The organism is Polycladomyces zharkentensis (assembly GCF_016938855.1).
Taxonomy (GTDB): Bacteria; Bacillota; Bacilli; order Thermoactinomycetales; family JIR-001; genus Polycladomyces; species Polycladomyces zharkentensis.
In genome coordinates, this window is the sequence record NZ_JAFHAP010000004.1 from 101,680 (window position 1) to 119,632 (window position 17,953).

Annotated in this window: 17 protein-coding genes and 1 other annotated feature; of the genes, 1 reads left to right on the plus strand and 16 read right to left on the minus strand. The window is 53.8% G+C overall.

Annotation, left to right across the window (positions count from 1 at the left end):
- Nucleotides 1–431: 431 nt before the first annotated feature.
- From ileS to spoIIGA, 11 genes are all read right to left on the minus strand, one after another.
- Nucleotides 432–3,209: an isoleucine--tRNA ligase gene (gene ileS, locus JQC72_RS02275; RefSeq protein ID WP_205492499.1), complete on the minus strand. Its 2,778-nt coding sequence runs from the start codon at nt 3,207–3,209 to the stop codon at nt 432–434.
- Between the two features lie 47 nt (nt 3,210–3,256).
- Nucleotides 3,257–3,494, minus strand: a binding site (T-box leader).
- A gap of 119 nt (nt 3,495–3,613) precedes the next feature.
- Nucleotides 3,614–4,423 (minus strand): DivIVA domain-containing protein, encoded by an 810-nt coding sequence (locus JQC72_RS02280; protein WP_205492500.1) that lies wholly within the window; start codon nt 4,421–4,423, stop codon nt 3,614–3,616.
- A 132-nt stretch (nt 4,424–4,555) separates the two neighbouring features.
- The gene (locus JQC72_RS02285) at nt 4,556–5,335 is read right to left on the minus strand and encodes a YlmH family RNA-binding protein (RefSeq protein ID WP_205492501.1); all 780 of its coding nucleotides are present in this window, start codon (nt 5,333–5,335) and stop codon (nt 4,556–4,558) included.
- Nucleotides 5,332–5,607 (minus strand): YggT family protein, encoded by a 276-nt coding sequence (locus JQC72_RS02290; RefSeq protein ID WP_302104441.1) that lies wholly within the window; start codon nt 5,605–5,607, stop codon nt 5,332–5,334. The genes JQC72_RS02285 and JQC72_RS02290 overlap by 4 nt, the downstream gene beginning before the upstream one ends.
- A gap of 4 nt (nt 5,608–5,611) precedes the next feature.
- A complete protein-coding gene (locus JQC72_RS02295) occupies nt 5,612–6,025 on the minus strand; it encodes a cell division protein SepF (RefSeq protein ID WP_205492502.1) in 414 nt (137 codons plus the stop codon).
- 26 nt (nt 6,026–6,051) lie between these two features.
- Nucleotides 6,052–6,777, minus strand: a complete 726-nt coding sequence (locus JQC72_RS02300; protein ID WP_302104442.1) for a YggS family pyridoxal phosphate-dependent enzyme — start codon at nt 6,775–6,777, stop codon at nt 6,052–6,054.
- Nucleotides 6,744–7,556 (minus strand): peptidoglycan editing factor PgeF, encoded by an 813-nt coding sequence (pgeF, locus tag JQC72_RS02305; protein ID WP_205492503.1) that lies wholly within the window; start codon nt 7,554–7,556, stop codon nt 6,744–6,746. The genes JQC72_RS02300 and pgeF overlap by 34 nt, the downstream gene beginning before the upstream one ends.
- A gap of 62 nt (nt 7,557–7,618) precedes the next feature.
- On the minus strand, nt 7,619–7,930 hold the full coding sequence (locus tag JQC72_RS02310) for a YlmC/YmxH family sporulation protein (protein WP_335342377.1): 312 nt from the start codon (nt 7,928–7,930) through the stop codon (nt 7,619–7,621).
- Nucleotides 7,931–8,301: 371 nt separating this feature from the next.
- Nucleotides 8,302–9,078: an RNA polymerase sporulation sigma factor SigG gene (sigG, locus tag JQC72_RS02315; protein WP_205492505.1), complete on the minus strand. Its 777-nt coding sequence runs from the start codon at nt 9,076–9,078 to the stop codon at nt 8,302–8,304.
- 82 nt (nt 9,079–9,160) lie between these two features.
- Nucleotides 9,161–9,904 carry an RNA polymerase sporulation sigma factor SigE gene (gene sigE / locus JQC72_RS02320; protein ID WP_335342378.1) on the minus strand — a complete coding sequence of 248 codons (744 nt, stop codon included), beginning with the start codon at nt 9,902–9,904 and terminating at the stop codon, nt 9,161–9,163.
- 43 nt (nt 9,905–9,947) lie between these two features.
- Nucleotides 9,948–10,856: a sigma-E processing peptidase SpoIIGA gene (gene spoIIGA, locus JQC72_RS02325; protein ID WP_205492506.1), complete on the minus strand. Its 909-nt coding sequence runs from the start codon at nt 10,854–10,856 to the stop codon at nt 9,948–9,950.
- Between the two features lie 204 nt (nt 10,857–11,060).
- Here spoIIGA and JQC72_RS02330 point away from each other — a divergent pair, with 204 nt between their 5' ends.
- Entirely contained in the window at nt 11,061–11,819 is a 759-nt protein-coding gene (locus JQC72_RS02330) for a glucose 1-dehydrogenase (protein WP_205492507.1), read from the plus strand.
- Nucleotides 11,820–12,166: 347 nt separating this feature from the next.
- Here JQC72_RS02330 and ftsZ read toward each other — a convergent pair whose 3' ends face one another.
- The 5 genes from ftsZ to murB form a co-directional block, all read right to left on the minus strand.
- A complete protein-coding gene (gene ftsZ, locus JQC72_RS02335) occupies nt 12,167–13,261 on the minus strand; it encodes a cell division protein FtsZ (RefSeq protein ID WP_205492508.1) in 1,095 nt (364 codons plus the stop codon).
- A 45-nt stretch (nt 13,262–13,306) separates the two neighbouring features.
- On the minus strand, nt 13,307–14,545 hold the full coding sequence (gene ftsA / locus JQC72_RS02340) for a cell division protein FtsA (protein WP_205492509.1): 1,239 nt from the start codon (nt 14,543–14,545) through the stop codon (nt 13,307–13,309).
- 229 nt (nt 14,546–14,774) lie between these two features.
- Nucleotides 14,775–15,494, minus strand: a complete 720-nt coding sequence (locus JQC72_RS02345) for a cell division protein FtsQ/DivIB (protein ID WP_205492510.1) — start codon at nt 15,492–15,494, stop codon at nt 14,775–14,777.
- A gap of 165 nt (nt 15,495–15,659) precedes the next feature.
- Complete coding sequence (gene murA, locus JQC72_RS02350; RefSeq protein WP_205492511.1) at nt 15,660–16,946, minus strand: UDP-N-acetylglucosamine 1-carboxyvinyltransferase; 1,287 nt, start codon at nt 16,944–16,946, stop codon at nt 15,660–15,662.
- A gap of 14 nt (nt 16,947–16,960) precedes the next feature.
- Nucleotides 16,961–17,869: a UDP-N-acetylmuramate dehydrogenase gene (gene murB / locus JQC72_RS02355; RefSeq protein WP_205492512.1), complete on the minus strand. Its 909-nt coding sequence runs from the start codon at nt 17,867–17,869 to the stop codon at nt 16,961–16,963.
- Nucleotides 17,870–17,953 lie beyond the last annotated feature (84 nt).

A 17,953-nucleotide genomic window follows, 5' to 3' on the forward strand; every position in this document is an offset into this window, starting at 1 on the left:
AAAAGAAAAAGCTGTTTCCTGTTGGTCAGGAAACAGCAAGACAGACAAAGTGTTGAACCACTCGCGATTCCGGGTGCGCCGTTTCCCTCTTGGTCCTGTTTCGTCAGTTCAAAGGTCGCTCATTGGGAAAACGGCCACCCTTTTTTAGGGTAGGAGTCCGAATTTCCCGTCGATCGACGCTGGCTGATGCTACGGAGCGGGACGGGAATTCGGAGCCGCGGACTTTGTCAATCACCTGGCGTTTCCCGCTTAGCGAGAAACAGCCTGAGAATACCGCAATGTTTCGCAAAGACCTGATTGCCGCGACTGAAGTATGTCTGTGGCAAGTTCGCTTGCATAGAGGAATGCCCACGGTCGGACCTTCGCACGTTCCGGCTCGATGATTGCCCGGTCCCCCATCAGTGCCCGCGGACATTGATCCTCGCTCCTGATCAAACTGTGCCGGTATCCAGCTTCCGCACGATTTCCGCACAACGGGCACAAATCGTCGGATGATCCGGGTCTTGCCCCACTGTCGGGGATACCACCCAACAACGTTCGCATTTTTCGCCCGGCGCCACTTCCACCTTGACTGCGATTCCTTTCCCGACGACGGCACCCTCCGCCGGTACATTACCGGGTGCATGCAGTTCCGTGTGGGAGACGATGAACACGGCGGACAGGTCTTCGATCTCCGACAACAACCGATATGTGCGCTCATCCGGGTACAGATGGACGGACGCACCGAGCGAATTGCCGATCACCTTGTTTTGCCGCGCTTCCTCCAACGCTTTCAGCACGACGTCACGCACCTCGAGGAAGGCATTCCATTTTTTCTCCAATGTTTCGTCCAAAACACTGCGATCCACTTGCGGCAGATCGGTCAGATGAACGCTTTCTTCCGTTTTCCCCGGCGTATGCTGCCATACTTCCTCCGCCGTATGCGGCAGGATCGGGCTGATCAGCGGGTTGACGGTGGTCAAGATGCGATACAGCACGGTTTGTGATGCCCGGCGTGTTTCGGCATCGGCAGGCAATGTGTACAGGCGATCCTTCAACACGTCCAGATAGAACTGGCTCAAAAACACGGTGCAGAAATGATGGATCGCATAGTACACTTGATGAAACTCGTACGCCTCATAAGCCCGTGTGACGCGCTCAATCAGACGCTGAAGCTGAATGTAGGCGAATCGATCCAACTCTGGCCATTTTTCAACGGGGACGCTGTCCTTCGCCGGATCGAAATCGGCCAGGTTCCCCAGCAGGAAGCGGAATGTATTGCGGATTTTGCGGTATGCCTCCGCAATTTGTTTCAGAATCTCATCGGAAATCCGCACATCGGCCTGATAATCGACCGAGGCCACCCACAGACGCAGAATGTCCGCACCGAATTGTTGGATCACTTTTTGCGGCTCAATCGTATTGCCGAGCGACTTGGACATTTTCCGCCCTTCACCGTCCAACGCGAACCCGTGGCTCAACACCTCCCGGTACGGTGCTTGCCCGGTCGTGGCCACTGCCGTCGACAGCGACGAGTTAAACCAGCCGCGATACTGGTCCGATCCTTCCAAATACATGTCGGCCGGCCACTGGAGTTCTGCCCGTTGTTTCAACACAGCCCGGTGGCTTGAACCGGAATCGAACCACACATCCATCGTGTCCGTTTCCTTGCGGAATGAGGTGTGGCCGCAGGATTCACAAGCCGCTTGATCCGGCAACAGTTCGGCGACATCTTTGGCATACCAGGCGGAAGAGCCTTCCCGTGCAAACAGGGCGGCGATGTGCTCGATCGACTCTTCGGTGATGTAAGGTTCTCCGCATTGTTCACAATAGAAAATGGGTAACGGTACGCCCCAGATCCGCTGACGGGAAATGCACCAATCACCGCGATCGGCGATCATGTTGTGCAAACGGGTTTCTCCCCAGGCAGGCGTCCATTTCACTTTTCGGATCGCTTCCAGCATCTGTTCGCGGAATCCGTCGATCGAAGCAAACCATTGATGGGTCGCCCGGAAGATCACCGGCTTTTTCGTCCGCCAATCATGCGGGTATTGGTGGGTGATGAACGACAATTTCAACAAGGCGCCCACTTCTTCCAGCTTCTTTGTCACTTCCTTGTTGGCATCGTCGTAAAACAGTCCTTCAAAGCCGGGAGCTTCCGCCGTCATCCGGCCTTTTTCATCCACGGGACACAATACGCCCAAATTGTATTTTTGCCCGAGGAGGAAGTCCTCTTCCCCGTGTCCGGGAGCCGTGTGTACGCAACCGGTACCCGCATCCAACGTCACGTGATCACCCAGAACCACCGGGGATTTTCGGTCGTAGAAGGGATGACGGCATACGACGCCTTCCAGTTCGCTCCCCTTCCACGAACCCACCCGTTCGTAATCGGTGATGCCGCAAATTTTCATCACTTGATCCACCAATTCGTCCGCCATAAGCAACTGCCGGTCTCCCGCCTTCACCAGGGTGTATTTGAAATCGGGATGAACGGCAATGCCCAAGTTGGCCGGGATCGTCCACGGGGTGGTGGTCCAGATGACAACCGCCGTGTTGTCTTCCGGCAACACGCCATTTCCGTTCTGCACCGGGAACGCCACGTAGATGGAAGGCGAGCGCTTATCCTTGTATTCGATCTCCGCTTCCGCCAAAGCCGTTTCCGAAGAAGGAGACCAATATACCGCCTTCAGCCCGCGATAAATGTAGCCTTTGCGGACCATTTCACCGAAAACGCGTACCTGTTCCGCTTCATACTCGGGTTTCAGGGTGAGGTACGGGTTTTCCCAGTCTCCCAGTACACCCAGCCGTTTGAATTGCGCTTTTTGTTTTTCCACGAACGACAAGGCATATTCCTTGCACAGCTCGCGGAAAGTGATGGGGTCCACCTCTTTGCGGTTGACTCCTTTTTTGGTGATAATGGCGTGTTCGATGGGCAGTCCGTGCGTGTCCCATCCCGGGACATACGGGGCATCATATCCCTGCAGGTTTTTGAACCGGACGATGATGTCCTTCAGGATTTTGTTCAACGCATGTCCGATATGGATATCGCCGTTGGCGTACGGCGGTCCGTCGTGCAGGATGAATTTCGGACGTCCTTTGCGTTTTTCGCGCGTTTTGTGATACAGATCAATTTCGTCCCACCATTTTTGCCAATCCGGTTCCCGATTGGGCAAATTGGCCCGCATGGGGAAATCCGTTTTCGGCAGATGCAGCGTTTTGCTGTAATCCATACAGGTCCTCCCTTCACTCTTTTCAAAATAAAAAACCTTCTTCATCCGCTAGGGACGAGAAGGTTCCCGTGGTACCACCCTAATGAGCCGATTTCGTCGCCAAAAACGGCCCACTCTCTCATTCGTTAACGGGAATGACGCGGTCCACCCTACTCTCGTCACTCGCGATTTCGGGCGACGGCTCCCGGGGGATTTTCGGAACGGAGGTCCGGATTAGGCTCGCACCATCCCTAATTCGCTGTCACACGGACACATCCGCCTACTCTTCCCGTTCTTCGCCGTTGACAATGTTCGTTTATTCTAGAAAAATTCTCCTCACGAAGCAACACATCATCGCAGCCATAAGGAAGGCATATGTACTTCCTGAATTCTCCATGACCTATGATGCCTTGCTTCCTGACGAATTAAAACATCGCTTTCTTCTTCAGCTTGCGCGACGTACGGCGCAATTCGCGACGCGGTTCGTCCTCTTCTTCGAGCTGATATGAGGGTTCCGGTTGATCCATCGGATCTTGGTACTCTTCATGATGGCCATGATGATAGTCATCGAAATCGTGATGGAGATCCTCTTCCATTTCCGGTTCAGACGGTTGGGCCAATTGCTCCAATTGTTTTCCGGTTTCCTCCAGCCCTTCCTCCAGCTCCTCGAGGGACTCCCAATCGCTATTCTCCAAAATATCCAAATGAGATTGCACCAATGTACGGAAACGGGCACGGTAAATCGTCGCTTTTTGCTTCAGGCCGACCAGCTCGCTGTGGATGGCGCGCGCTTTTTGCAACGCTTCGTTGATGATGCGGTCGGCATTTTTCTCCGCTTCCTGCACGATCAGCTCCGCTTCTTTCTTCGCGTTCAACCGCACTTCTTCCGCCACTTCCTGGGCAACGCGGATCGATTTGTGGATACTTTGCTCCATCGAGGTCAACGCGGCCGCGGACGGCTGTTGGTACATCGGTTCAGGTTGATAACGCGGTTGCGGCGGCTGCGGCGATTGCGACTGAGGAGCTTGGACCGGAGCCATGGATTGTTGTTCCATCAACCGCTCCAGTTCAGCCTGCAATTCTTCCACTTGTTCTTCCAGCTGTTGCTTTTCGCGGATCAGGAATTCGAAGTCTTTAATGATCTGATCCAAAAAATCGTTCACTTCGTCGACATCGTAACCACGGAAAGATCGGCTGAATTCCTTATTGTGTATATCATAAGGCGTAAGCGGCATAGTCCGCACCTCCTCAATAGATTGCTTCTCCTCTCTATTCGACAATACTAACAAAAATCCTCCCGGAAAGCTACCTCTACTTGTCACATTGAAGAAAAGTTTATTGTTAATAATGGGATTATTTGCATATGTTTATTTCATTTTCAGGACTTCGACCCAATACCTCCCTTTTTTTGTCCTCCCGTCTATTTTCCCCACAAGCAGGCGACCGAAACCCCGAAGCGAGATCATGTCCTGTTCGGCGACCGTCTCGGCCGGATTGTCAACGACCTTCCAATTCACCTTGCATTTGCCACTCTTGATCACTTGTGCCGCTTTGGAGCGGGAGAGGCGAAAACCTTCGGCGCACACGGCATCCACACGAAGCGATGCTACCGTGATGGACTGCGCAATCGCCTCGCGTTCCGGGATCACCAGCTCCTCCCGGCCGATCTCCTCGACGGATACCGTCTCTCTGCCGACACGGCTTAAATGCAATCGGATATAATCGGCCAATTCATCCGCTACGATCGCATGACAGCCTTCCGGATGCAGGAGCAGATCGCCCAATTTCTCACGCTTGATCCCCAATCCGAGCAGGGAACCCAATACGTCGGGGTGCTTCAGCTCTCTTCCCGAATGCGGACGAATGGCTAGAAAGGCCAAACCGGACGACAATTCTTCCGGTGGGAAATGAGCGGGAAGCACCCACATGCGACACCGTTCCGCTCCTTCATACCCTCCGTCGGACCACACCCCGATGTCTGGCTCCCGGTTGACCAAGGACCGAACGATAAACTGCTGGCGAGGGTCCAAAAATGGCGTCTGCACGGGTTGATACTTCTTCGCAGCCCGGTAAACCCAATCCAAGCCCCTCTCCACGAACGGTCGTTCCTCCGGTCTGAAATGAGCGAACAACGCTTCGCGCTTCATGTCAGCCAGCCGATCACCAAGCCCAGGATGTAGAGAACACCGTACTCCATGAAATGGAGCGCAATCAGGGCCACAATCGGGGAGATGTCCAACATGCCGAAAGGAGGGATCAAATTCCTGAAAATGGACAGGTACGGCTCCACCAACCGCGCCAAAAAATAAGCGATTGGTGTCTCTCTCGCTTGGGGGACCCACGAGAGCAAAATATAAATGATAATCAGGATATTGTAAAGGTAAAAACCCCAATGAACCAACTCATACACTGCGCTCATTCGTTCACCTCAGCAATTCTTTGGCGTCATCGGACATCAGATCCGATATGGTTCCCTGCACATCTACATTGGCCGGTGTGCACATAAAGATATTGGGACCCAATTTTTGAATGTTGCCGCCCAGTGCATACACCGTTCCGCTTAAAAAGTCCACAATCCGAACTGCTTGTTCCTTGTCCACGCGTTGCAGGTTGACGACGACCGGGCGATGGCTTTTGATGTTGTCGGCGATTTCTTGAGCATCGTCGTAGGTGCGGGGTTCGATCAGCATCACACGGATGTTTTTCTGGGTGTGCAACGATACCACATGCCCGCTACGTCCTTTGGTCGATACCGACTCGGTATCCTCCCCATGGTATTCCACCACGTCATCCTCTGTGATCCCGAAAAAGTTCATCACCCGTTGGATGAAACTCAATCAAAATCGCCTCCTCACCGGCCGTCTTACTTTTGCCTCCCCACCAACACCGACCCCAGACGCAGGAATGTTGCGCCTTCCTCAACGGCGATGGGATAGTCTTGCGACATGCCCATGGACAAATGCGGAACATGCAATCGGGTATCCCCCAGTTTTTGCAATTCGACCTGCAGCTGTTTCAAACGCCGGAAAAACGGACGAACTTCCTCCGGTTGATCCGTTTTGGGCGCCATCGTCATCAATCCTACGACTTGAATACGCGGACATGTCTCCACCACTTCGCGGGCGAAATCCGTCAACTCTGCCGGCGCGATGCCGTGTTTGCTCTCTTCACCGGACACATTGACCTGGATGAAGCACTTCACCTGCTTGTCCGCTTTTTCCGCGCGGGACTGGATCTCCTTCGCCAGCGAATATCGGTCGAGTGAATGAATATATGTAAATCGATTGATGACGTCCTTCACCTTGTTCCGCTGCAGGTGACCGATGAAGTGCCACACTCCCCGGCCTTCAAGCGCTTCGAATTTGGGTACGGCTTCCTGCGCCCGGCTTTCGCCAATGTCTTCGATTCCCGCATCCAATACTGCGCGGGTGGTTTCCAAATCCACATATTTGGTGACCGCGACCACACGCACTTCGTTGGGGTTACGGCCGACCCGGGCACAAGCGTCAGCAATGGTTTTCCTGATCTGTTCCCAACGTTGCCGCAGTTCGTCCATCAGCCATCTCCCCTGTTCCGTTTCACGATCCATGCTACCATGCGTCCTGTTTTTCCTTTATCACGCCGGTATGAAAAAAAATATTCGGGATGACAGCTGGTGCACCAATGCGTCAATTCCACATGTTCCGGACGAATCCCTTCCAAAATCAGCATTTCCCGATTGGCCAATCGCAAATCCAACTTCCATTTTCCGGGTTGGATCGACTTCAAGATTTCATTGGACGCGGATGGCAAAACTTCCTGCAAAGCGCCGGCCACCCGATCGTCCACTTCATAACAGCATCCCCCGATCGACGGCGCAATTGCTGCGCGGATGCGTCCGACATCGGCTCCCATCTGTACCATGCGACGCACCATCTTCGGGCCGATCCCGCCCACTGTACCGCGCCATCCCGCATGGGCAATGCCGATCACGTCCACATCGGGGCTGTAGAAAATCAGTGGTACACAGTCTGCATAAAAAGAAGTCAACCAAACACCGGATGCTCTGGTCACCAAACCGTCCGTATCAGCAAAGGCCGTTCGGCGGGAATCGCTCCCACGTCCCCGATCCTCTGCACGAACTTCCCGGATATCCGTGCCATGAACCTGTTCACCGCAGGTCCACCATGCAAAAGGCAGATTCAACGCCTTCGCCAACGATTTTCGGTTGGCGATGACACGATCGGGATCATCCCCCACGTGAAGAGCGTAATTTTTCCCGCCTCCTCTGGCGCTCATCCCTACCGACAGATGAGGGAATTCCTTTTCCCACTTTGAAAGGAAAAAACAGGGGGCGCCAGCACCATCATGAAACTGAAATGGTTCCATTCGCTCCCCTCCTTCCATCATATTACCACATTTCGGTGACGAGACAAAGAGACACTTATCAGTCAATCCTCAGGAGAAGGAGGTAAAAACGGCGGCTGTGAGGAAGAGTGATTGTCGTAATATTCGTAGGATGATGTTGTTGAATGCAATCGCACCAAAATGACGTCTGTTCCGATTTTCACGATTTGCCGCCATGGAATGACCCACTCTTTCCCCCCGGAAAAAAGACCGAACAGCCGGTTTTCTGCCGGCACCACAATCGCCTTGATCTGACCCATTTTCAAATCGATCTCCACATCGTGGATTTGCCCCAGTTTTTGTCCGTCCTGAACGTTGACCACATCTTTGGCCTGCAACTCGGAAATTTTGATCACGGGGTGATCCCCCTTCATCACAAAAGTCATCGTTACTTTATGTATATGAGACAGGTAGGCAAAATGTACAGAGGTGTGTTTGCTTTTGACATCTTCCGGGGCGGGGCCGGTGAATACAGTCCAAATTGCTACGCTCCACCTGCGCCCTGCAGGAAAGCGGATGATCCTCACCGACCCGAGCAGCGAAGGACGCGGGCCAATCAGCTTTCGCCTTGAGAAAATTGCCCGCGTTTTCCATTCTGCGCTTTCCGGGTCTTTGTTCAGTCAAGGCCTTGATCTTCGCATGTCCGGGAAATCGTTGCTCCCTTACGGAATGACCAGACACCCCCCAGTCGCAACAAAAAACCGCCCGAAAAAGGACGGTCAGTGATTCACTGGATAAATTTTTGCATCTGATGAATGGCAGCTTTTTCCAGACGAGAGACCTGTGCTTGGGAAATTCCGATCTCATCGGCCACTTCCATCTGGGTTTTCCCCTCAAAAAAACGCATGGACAAAATCAATTTTTCCCGTTCATTCAATTTGTTCATCGCTTCCCGAAGGGCGATCTCCTCCACCCATTTGAAATCCTTTTCCTTGTCATCGCTCAGCTGATCCATCACATAGATTGGGTCCCCGCCGTCCTGATAAATGGGTTCAAACAATGACACCGGGTCCTGAATCGCATCGAGCGCAAATACCACATCTTCCTTGGGTACGTTCAGTTCTTCCGCAATTTCCTGGACAGTCGGTTCACGGGAATGCCGGTTGGTGAGCGTATCTCTCACCTGCAGCGCTTTGAACGCGATATCCCGGAGAGAGCGCGACACGCGGATGGGATTGTTGTCCCGCAGGTAGCGGCGAATCTCACCGATGATCATCGGAACGGCGTATGTGGAAAACTTGACATTTTGTCCGAGATCGAAATTGTCAATGGCCTTCATCATGCCGATGCAACCGACCTGAAACAGATCATCCACATTTTCTCCCCGGTTGTTGAATCGTTGGATCACACTGAGCACCAAACGGAGATTGCCGTTGACCAACTTCTCCCTGGCGGATCGATCCCCAGCCTGTAACTGCCGAAACAGTACACGCATCTCCTGGTTGGTTAATACCGGTAGTTTGGATGTATCCACTCCGCAGATTTCTACCTTGTTCCGCGCCATGGGGTCCCCTCCTCAGGAAGCATGTATGAACAGTATCTCCTGAGGAGGCTTTTTTATAATCGACCCATCTTTGGCGCATATTTCAAATCATTTTATTAAATTCCTTTCGCAGCCGCTTGATGATCCTTTTTTCCAGCCGCGAAATGTAAGATTGCGAGATGCCCAAAAGATCGGCCACGTCCTTTTGCGTTTTCTCCTCTCCTCCATTGAGTCCAAAGCGGAGTTCCATGATCGTCCGTTCCCGCTCGGACAACTTGGCCAAGGCGGCGCGCAGGATTTTCCGGTCCACTTGTTCCTCAATGTTTCGGTAGATTGTGTCATTCTCCGTTCCCATCACATCCGACAACAGCAACTCATTGCCGTCCCAGTCCGTATTCAAGGGTTCGTCAAAGGAGACTTCCGAACGGATCTTGTTGTTGCGCCGCAAAAACATGAGAATCTCGTTTTCAATGCATCGCGAGGCATAGGTGGCCAGTTTGATCTTTTTTCCCGGATCGAATGTGTTGACTGCCTTGATCAACCCGATGGTGCCGATGGATACCAGATCTTCAATATGAATGCCCGTGTTTTCAAATTTGCGAGCAATGTAAACCACCAAACGGAGATTCCGCTCGATCAGCATGGCGCGCACGGCGGCATCTCCCCCTGGCAGACGTTCCAGCAGATGCTCTTCCTCTTCCCGTGAAAGCGGCGGCGGCAGTGCTTCACTTCCGCCGATATAATAAACTTCTTCCCCCTTCAGGCCCAGCTGCATCAACAACCGGTACCAAAACAGTTGCAAAACCAACTTCCACTTGACCCATCTCCGATATCGCTCCCCTGTCACGGCTCATCCTCCTTTGTATAGTTGAAAATGAAAGAATGAAAACCTACCCCGTTTGCGGCAAACAAGAAGGATGGATGATGGCTTGATACGTACCGTCGGATGACAATCTGCCCGGGTCCAGTCCGACCAACACTTTTCCGACGGCGACCCAATCCTGTTGTTGACGGATTTCCACACGGTCCGGTTTCAGCGTCACCATCATCTCCCCTTGGGCGGCGACCCCTCGAAAGGGCACCAACCGCACCCGGGTCATCCACTCTGCAGGAAGGAAATTCCAGTGTTGATGCCATGCCTTGGTCCGGACCATCGCTGTCAACGCTTCGGGAATATGAGTCTGGATCCGCTCCAGTTCCACCATCATTACAGGTGCGCGGCTGATCGGATCTCGCAGTTGATTGCCGGTGTCGATCAAGCCGACGCATTCCAACCGGTGTTCGCCGATCCAGATCGCCACTGGTGTCAAATAAGAATGAATCTCTTGCCGTTGTTGCAAAGAGCGGAACGATACGCGTGCATACAACCACACAAACGGAAAGCTGACCAATACAAACAGCCAGGAGACCGGTGAACCCCAGCCGGTGGATTGGGACAGAAAGATCCCACCGGCCACCGTTCCCTCTCCCGTCATGACATAGTGAAGCGCGAACATGCCACCTCCAATGACAAACGAGGTGGTGTAAAAGACACCCAAACTGCGTGCAAACGCAACCGGGGTGGAAAAACCAAATGTCACGCCCACCATGAAAATGGAAAACAACACTTTTGCCGGAAAGGTATAGGTGAAAGCAAATTGCGGCCACAAATGCAGGATGGAATACACCGCCCCGAGCAGGGCGCCGCAACTCATCCTCCAGAATGGAACCCGCTGTCTGCGGATGGCCGAGGTCAACAGCAACAATGTAAAATCAATAAACAGGTTGAGGAGGAAGACCATGTCCGCATAGATGACCATGTCTTCATCCCCTCTCGTCCAATGTGAAAACAGTATATACTAATTCATATTTCAAAGTCTGTTGAAACTTGCCTCCCGCAGTTCACTTTTTTCGTCGAATAATAATAAGAATCACGGAACATTCAATGGGAGAAGGCGAAAACTGTCGGAGGATTTGGTTGTCGGCATTGCGAAATGATTCAGGTGAAAGAAGGGGGGAATCTCATGCGGTCATTCGCCGGACGGGTCGCACTGGTGACGGGCGGCGGTTCGGGTATCGGCCGCGCTACCGCCTTGGCTTTTGCACGAAAAGGTGCCAAGGTGGTCGTGGCCGGCCGTACTCGTGAAACGATTGAAGAGACAAAAGAGATGATTGAGCATGAGGGAGGTGAGGCGATCGCCGTTCAAGCGGATGTCGGTGTGGATGAACAAGTGGAAAATATGGTGCAGACTGCCGTGGATCGCTTCGGAAAACTGGACTTTGCTTGCAACGCCGCGGGGATTGGCGGCAAACTGGCACCCGTCGCTGAGATCGCGGAAGATGAGTTTGATTCCATCGTGTCGATCAACCTCAAGGGAGTCTGGCTCTGCATGAAGCATCAAATTCGACAGATGCAGATGCAGGGGGGCGGAGTGATCGTGAATATCGCATCGGTCAACGGTTTGAGGGGCACACCCCAAGCAGCGGTTTACGCGGCGAGCAAATCCGGGGTGATCAGTCTCACCAGATCGGCCGCACTGGAATACGCCCAATCCAACATCCGCATCAATGCCGTGTGCCCCGGAGCCGTTCTCACCCCGATGCTGGAACGGGTATTTGATACGACCGGCACCACCGAACAACGATATCGGTCGCGGATTCCGCAAGGGCGCATCGGGCAGCCCTTCGATATTGCCCACACGGTCGTTTGGATGTGTTCGGACGAAGCTTCCTACATCACCGGACACATCATGACAGTGGACGGTGGTGTGTCAGCCGGTTGAATCCCCCGTCGAATTCCGTGTTCTTCACAGTTGGTCGCATCCCGATCCTTGGAAAAAACAAAGGGAGGCATAACGCCTCCCTCCGAGACTCCTGACAAAGCGTTTTTACCACCGGTGATTTCGGGTGCGCCGTTTTCCCTCTCGCTTCGCAGCGCTCGAAGGTCACTCGGGAAAACGATCACCTTTTTCAGGGTAGCGGGCCCGTATATCCCGTCGAGCGACTCAGGCCGTTGCCGGGGAGTGTAGACGGGAAATCGGACTCCGCATGACTTTGTCATCAAACCGGGGGAAAAATACCTCCCTCTCTTCATATCCCTGCCCTTTTTGTATCCGGCGGCATATCGGTCTTATTTTTTCCGCCGATGACGCAGGAAAGTGGGGATATCCAAATCGTTCTCTTGTGAATTGAACTTCACGATATCCAGTTTGGATGCGGCAATTTCCTCTTCCAACCGGAATTGCGGTTTTCCGGGAGTTTTTTCCTGCTGTTTGTGATCAAATCCGGTGGCGATCACCGTGACGATGATCTCATCCTTCAAATCTTCATTGATCACCGCACCGAAAATCATGTTCACTTCCGGATCGGAAGCGGAAGCCACAATATCAGCCGCTTCATTCACTTCGTACAGGCTCAGGTTCGTTCCGCCCGTAATGTTCATCAAGACACCGCGCGCCCCGTCGATCGAGGTTTCCAACAGCGGGCTGCAGATCGCCTTTTTGGCCGCTTCGGCCGCACGCCCTTCCCCGGTGGCCATCCCGATTCCCATCAGCGCGGAACCGCGTTCGGTCATAATCGTCTTTACGTCCGCAAAGTCCAGGTTGATGAGGCCGGGTACCGCAATCAAATCCGAGATCCCCTGCACCCCTTGGCGCAACACGTTGTCGGCTTCACGAAAGGCTTCCAACATCGGGGTGTTTTTATCCACGATCTCCAGAAGACGATCGTTGGGGATCACGATCAGCGTATCCACTTTTTCCTTCAAAGCCGCAATCCCTTGATCGGCTTGCAGGGAACGTTTGCGTCCCTCAAAGGTGAACGGACGGGTGACCACACCGACGGTCAACGCACCTTGTTCACGGGCGATGGCGGCGATTTCGGGAGCCGCTCCCGTTCCGGTTCCGCCTCCCATTCCAGCGGTAACGAACACCATGTCCGCACCTTTCAACACGTTTTCCAAGCTCTCACGGCTTTCCTCCGCCGCCTTTTTGCCGATTTCCGGATTGGCTCCGGCACCCAATCCCCTTGTCAGTTTTTCCCCGATCTGCATTTTGACCGGGGCCTTGGAGCGGTTCAGTGCTTGTGCATCCGTGTTGACCGCGATAAACTCCACTCCTTGGACACCGGCTTCGATCATGCGGTTTACCGCGTTGCTGCCGCCTCCTCCCACTCCGACCACTTTTATCTGAGCAATTTGTTCAATTTCCATATCAAACTCCAACATGGCTTGTCCCTCCCGTTTCTCTCTTTCATGTATCCCTGCCGTGCTTTAAATGAACTCGCTCAACCAATTTTTCATCCGTTCCAGCGGTGATGGACCCTTTTGTTTCCTCGTACGTGCCGTGCTTTCGGTACCCGGTTCCGCCAGACGCACCATTCGCCGTTTCAACAGATAGTGCACCATGCCGATGCCGGCGGTATACGAAGGGTCCTGTACGCCGATATAGTCGGGAACGGCCACCCGAACCGCCTGACCCAACTGTTCCTGGGCCACCGTTAAGATATGGGGCAAGGACATCACGCCGCCGGTCAGCACATATCCGCCGACCGGTTCTTTGGAAAAACCGAGCCCTTCCACTTGTTGCTGGATGAGGTGGAACAGCTCTTCCACCCGCGGTTCGATGATCTGTGCGAGCTCCCACTGGGTCACGCTCTTTTCCCGCTGCCTGCCGATGGTCCGTATCTGAAATGTGACCTCTTTGGAAGCTTCCTTCACGGAAGCGACACCATACTGTCGCTTGATCTTTTCGGCCGTCTCCGTATCCGTCTGCAAACCGATGGCGATATCGTTCGTAATGTTGTCCCCGCCGACCGGGATCACAGCGGTGGCCGCCAAATGCCCGTGTTGGAACACGGAGATCGTGGTGGTTCCTCCACCCAGATCGGCCATGACGACACCCAGGTTTTTCTCGTCCGCCGATAAACACAGTTCACTCGTCGCCATCGGTAACAGCAACATGCCGGCCACGCTCAACTCGGCTTTTTCCACACACCGCAACACATTGTGGATCACCGTCTTGGCCCCGGTGACGATCAGAGCGTCCACTTCCAGACGAACGCCGATCATCCCGTGAGGATCGCGGATTTCACCCAACCCGTCCACGATGAACTGCTTCGGCATCACTTCAATGATTTCCCGCTCCGGCGGCAATGCGATCACTCTCGCCGCTTGCAACACCCGTTCGATATCCTGGGAACCGATTTCCCGATCTTCACTGGAAACAGCTACAACCCCGTGACTGGGTTGCAACGAAACGTGGTTGCCGGAAATCCCCACAAACACTTCCGAAACCTCTATTCCCACCATTCGCTCCGCGTCATCCACCGCTTCCCGAATGGACTGCACGGCATGGTCGATATCAATGATGGCTCCCTTCTTCATCCCCCGCGAGACCGCCGAACCGACGCCGACAATATGGATGTTTCCGTTCGCATGCACTTCGGCGACGATCAATCGGACCCTGGATGTTCCGATATCTAAGGTGACGATGTATCCTCCGTTGCTCAATCTTGGGCACCTCCTTGCCCGGGAATCGATCTCTGTGTGGTGGAAAAACATTGGTACTTATTTCAAACAGGGGGGAGTGAAGGGAAAAACATTACTCCAATACTTCAACACCCACCATGCTTTCCCCTTTTTCCTTCCTAATTTTTTCTGTTCACCATGTTTGATGAAAAAGGGTTGCAGAATTTGGCAAATAATGATCATATTACCTTTTGCATCGGTGGAACAACGGTTACGGGTGGGAAGGGATGAACCATGTGGTATCCATCAGGTACAAGGTGCCTCGGGGCTTATCGCGAAAAGCGGGGTATAAGGCCATCTTCTCCCGAAAATTCGACACTCTCACTTTGACCAAATGGCCTTCTCGCGTGATTACACCAACCAGATCAGAATAGGTCGGATGCTGGACAGGTTTCACCGAAACAATGTCCCGATGAACATCAGGGGACAAACCGGCCAACGCCTTGGCCAGCGTTGCCGCTGCCCGATCATCACGCCATCCGACCAGCACCGGATGATGCTCCCCGGTTGCCGGGGCATGGGACCGGTGCAGGATCGCACCGTTGGCCAGCACGGGAAACCGCGTTTGTCCCGTGTCCCACCAAGCCACTTGCGGATATTCCGTTACACGAATATGTACCGTCCCCGGAAAATGCTTGAAGACCTTCACCGAGCGAACCGCATGAATCGAACGCAATCGCATTTCTACATCGTGGCTGCTCCATCCAAAAAAGGACATACCCTGCTTCAATCCCGATTTTTTCACCAAGTCCTGTTCGGACCACCACCGGTTCCCCTCGACTTGAATCCGTTCCACTTTTCCGAGTGGTGATTGCAGGAACAAGATCACCAATATTCCGGTGAAAAACCCCAATATCACCCAATTCGCCCATCGGGCGGACGGGCGATCGGAGCGGTGCGGCAGGCGGAAAGGCGGAATACGCTGTTCCATCAAAAAGTATCTCCTTTCCCGGTAGGAACCCATGTGACCGCTGGCACTTAGGAGGTGGTGTCATTTATCTATGTTACCACAAAAAACCCGTGATCCCTGCCCTCAAAAATGAAAAAAGTTCCACATGCACCCTTTTGTATGATATCCCACAAAAACAGCGGCACATCACAAAGTGCCGCTTTCCATCGAAGGAATTTGGTCTGGAACCCGCTGAATCCTGCCTCCCAGGCACTGAAACATCAGGTCCAGCCTATCGTATCCCCGTTCGATATGTTCCACGCCGTACACACTGGTCGTACCATGAGCGGCAAGACCGGCGATGACCAATGCCGCACCGGCGCGCAGGTCGGTGGCTTTCACCTGTGCACCGCTGAGCGCACGCACCCCGCGGATTCGTACCGAATTGTCCACGACCTGAAGATCCGCTCCCATTTTTCGCAGTTCATCGACATGCTTCAACCGGGCGTCGAAAATCCGCTCTCTGATGACGCTGGTTCCTTCGGCCAGTGTAAGAAGTGACATCATCTGCGGTTGCAGGTCGGTCGGAAAGCCGGGATATGGCTCTGTTTGGATTTCTCCCACGGCCTTCAATTCTCTGCTGCCACGGACCCACAATGTGTCCCCGTCCGTTTGGACCTCGGCACCCGCTTGTCGGACCAGTGACAACATGCAATGCAAATGTTCCGGAATGGTGTGGGTGAGGGTGACTTCGCCGGATGTGGCCACGACCGCTGCGACCAGCGTTCCCGTCACGATTCGGTCAGGGATGATCTCGTAAGGAACCGGACGCAACCGCTTCACCCCGCGGATGATGATCGTATTCGTTCCTGCGCCTTCGATGTTGGCGCCCATTTGATTCAAATAGCGTTGCAAATCCACAATCTCAGGCTCTCGCGCGGCATTTTCGATCACGGTGATCCCATCCGCCAACACCGCCGCCATCATCACGTTTTCTGTCGCACCTACGCTGGGCAGATCCAGACGGATCGTGGTGCCGACCAGTCGCTTGGCTACACAACGGATCAGGCCACCCGTTTCTTCGATTTGCGCCCCCAGCATCTGCAACCCTTTCAAATGCAAGTCGATGGGACGGGCGCCGATCGCACAGCCGCCGGGCCGTGTGACACTCACTTCCTGAAAACGGGATAACAACGGGCCCATCAAAAAGATGGACGAACGCATCCGCCGCATCAAGGTGTCGGGGATATGGGAGGTTCGAAGTGTGGTCGTATCCACCACAACACGGTTACCAAACCGTGTGATCTTCGCGCCGAGTGCTTCCAAGATGCAGCCCATCACATCGATGTCTGACAGGCGGGGGACATCGTGCAATTCATGGACACCGTCGGCCAACACCGTGGCGGCCAAGATGGGAAGAGCCGCATTTTTGGCACCTTGGATGCGAACGGTTCCGCACAGAGGCTTTCCACCCTCGATGAGAAAATGCTCCAATGTTCCACCTCCGTTTACCCCTCGCCCACCACCTGAACTTCCGGCTCCAAGGTAGTTCCGAATTTCTCTTCCACCGTCCGGATGATGTGATGAATTAGGGTGAGAACATCTTTCGCCGTGGCTTGGCCCCGGTTGATGATGAAGTTCGCATGTAAGGTGGAGACTTCCGCGTCGCCCACGCGATACCCCTTCAGACCGGACGCTTCGATCAGTCGTCCGGCATGGTCTCCCGGCGGGTTGCGGAACACACTTCCCGCACATGGATATTGAAGAGGTTGGGTTTTCCGACGTCGGTCTTTGTTGCGGGCCAGGATGGAGGCAATCTCCTTCCGGTCACCGTATTGCAGTTGGAAAACGGCTTCGGTTACGATGCCCCGGTACTTGGTTTGCAAGGATGATGTGCGGTATCGGAATTCCAGTTGCTCATTGGTCAACGTGATCCATTCGCCCGTTTCCAACAACACCTCGGCCGACTCCAACACGCGCGACACTTCCGAGCCGTGCGCCCCCGCATTCATGTAGACGGCGCCCCCCACATTGCCCGGAATGCCGCCTGCAAATTCCAATCCCGTCAATCCGTGTTTGGCAACCATCGATGTCAAACGAATGACGGAATAACCTCCACCGACGATCACACGGGTGCCTTCCACTTTCAAATCATCAAAACCTGCTCCCAGTTTGATCACCGCACCGCGAATCCCACCATCTCTGACCAGTAAGTTGGAGCCCCGTCCGATCACGCGCCACGGCAGACCGTGTTTCCTCACAACAGCCATCGTCCGCTCCAATTCCGCCTTGCTGCGGGGAGAAATGAAGATATCCGCCGGCCCGCCCACTTTCCATGTCGTGTGACGGGACAAAGGTTCGTTCAATGTCACATGTTGAACTCCAGCCATTTCCAAATCGCGTGCTACTTCCTTCATGTCCACTTCCCCCCTCGAACAACCTTGCACAAAGCGTGAGCGGAGCGTGATATACGATATCTTATGCCCGCCTCCGTTTGATGT

Bases quoted from the DNA above. Each gene is read 5' to 3' on its own strand.
- ileS (WP_205492499.1), bottom strand. From the start codon at position 3,209: ATGGATTACAGCAAAACGCTGCATCTGCCGAAAACGGATTTCCCCATG.
- JQC72_RS02280 (WP_205492500.1), bottom strand. From the start codon at position 4,423: ATGCCGCTTACGCCTTATGATATACACAATAAGGAATTCAGCCGATCT.
- JQC72_RS02285 (WP_205492501.1), bottom strand. From the start codon at position 5,335: ATGAAGCGCGAAGCGTTGTTCGCTCATTTCAGACCGGAGGAACGACCG.
- JQC72_RS02290 (WP_302104441.1), bottom strand. From the start codon at position 5,607: ATGAGCGCAGTGTATGAGTTGGTTCATTGGGGTTTTTACCTTTACAAT.
- JQC72_RS02300 (WP_302104442.1), bottom strand. From the start codon at position 6,777: ATGGATCGTGAAACGGAACAGGGGAGATGGCTGATGGACGAACTGCGG.
- pgeF (WP_205492503.1), bottom strand. From the start codon at position 7,556: ATGGAACCATTTCAGTTTCATGATGGTGCTGGCGCCCCCTGTTTTTTC.
- sigG (WP_205492505.1), bottom strand. From the start codon at position 9,078: ATGGCGCGGAACAAGGTAGAAATCTGCGGAGTGGATACATCCAAACTA.
- spoIIGA (WP_205492506.1), bottom strand. From the start codon at position 10,856: ATGGTCATCTATGCGGACATGGTCTTCCTCCTCAACCTGTTTATTGAT.
- JQC72_RS02330 (WP_205492507.1), top strand. From the start codon at position 11,061: ATGCGGTCATTCGCCGGACGGGTCGCACTGGTGACGGGCGGCGGTTCG.
- ftsZ (WP_205492508.1), bottom strand. From the start codon at position 13,261: ATGTTGGAGTTTGATATGGAAATTGAACAAATTGCTCAGATAAAAGTG.
- JQC72_RS02345 (WP_205492510.1), bottom strand. From the start codon at position 15,494: ATGGAACAGCGTATTCCGCCTTTCCGCCTGCCGCACCGCTCCGATCGC.
- murB (WP_205492512.1), bottom strand. From the start codon at position 17,869: ATGAAGGAAGTAGCACGCGATTTGGAAATGGCTGGAGTTCAACATGTG.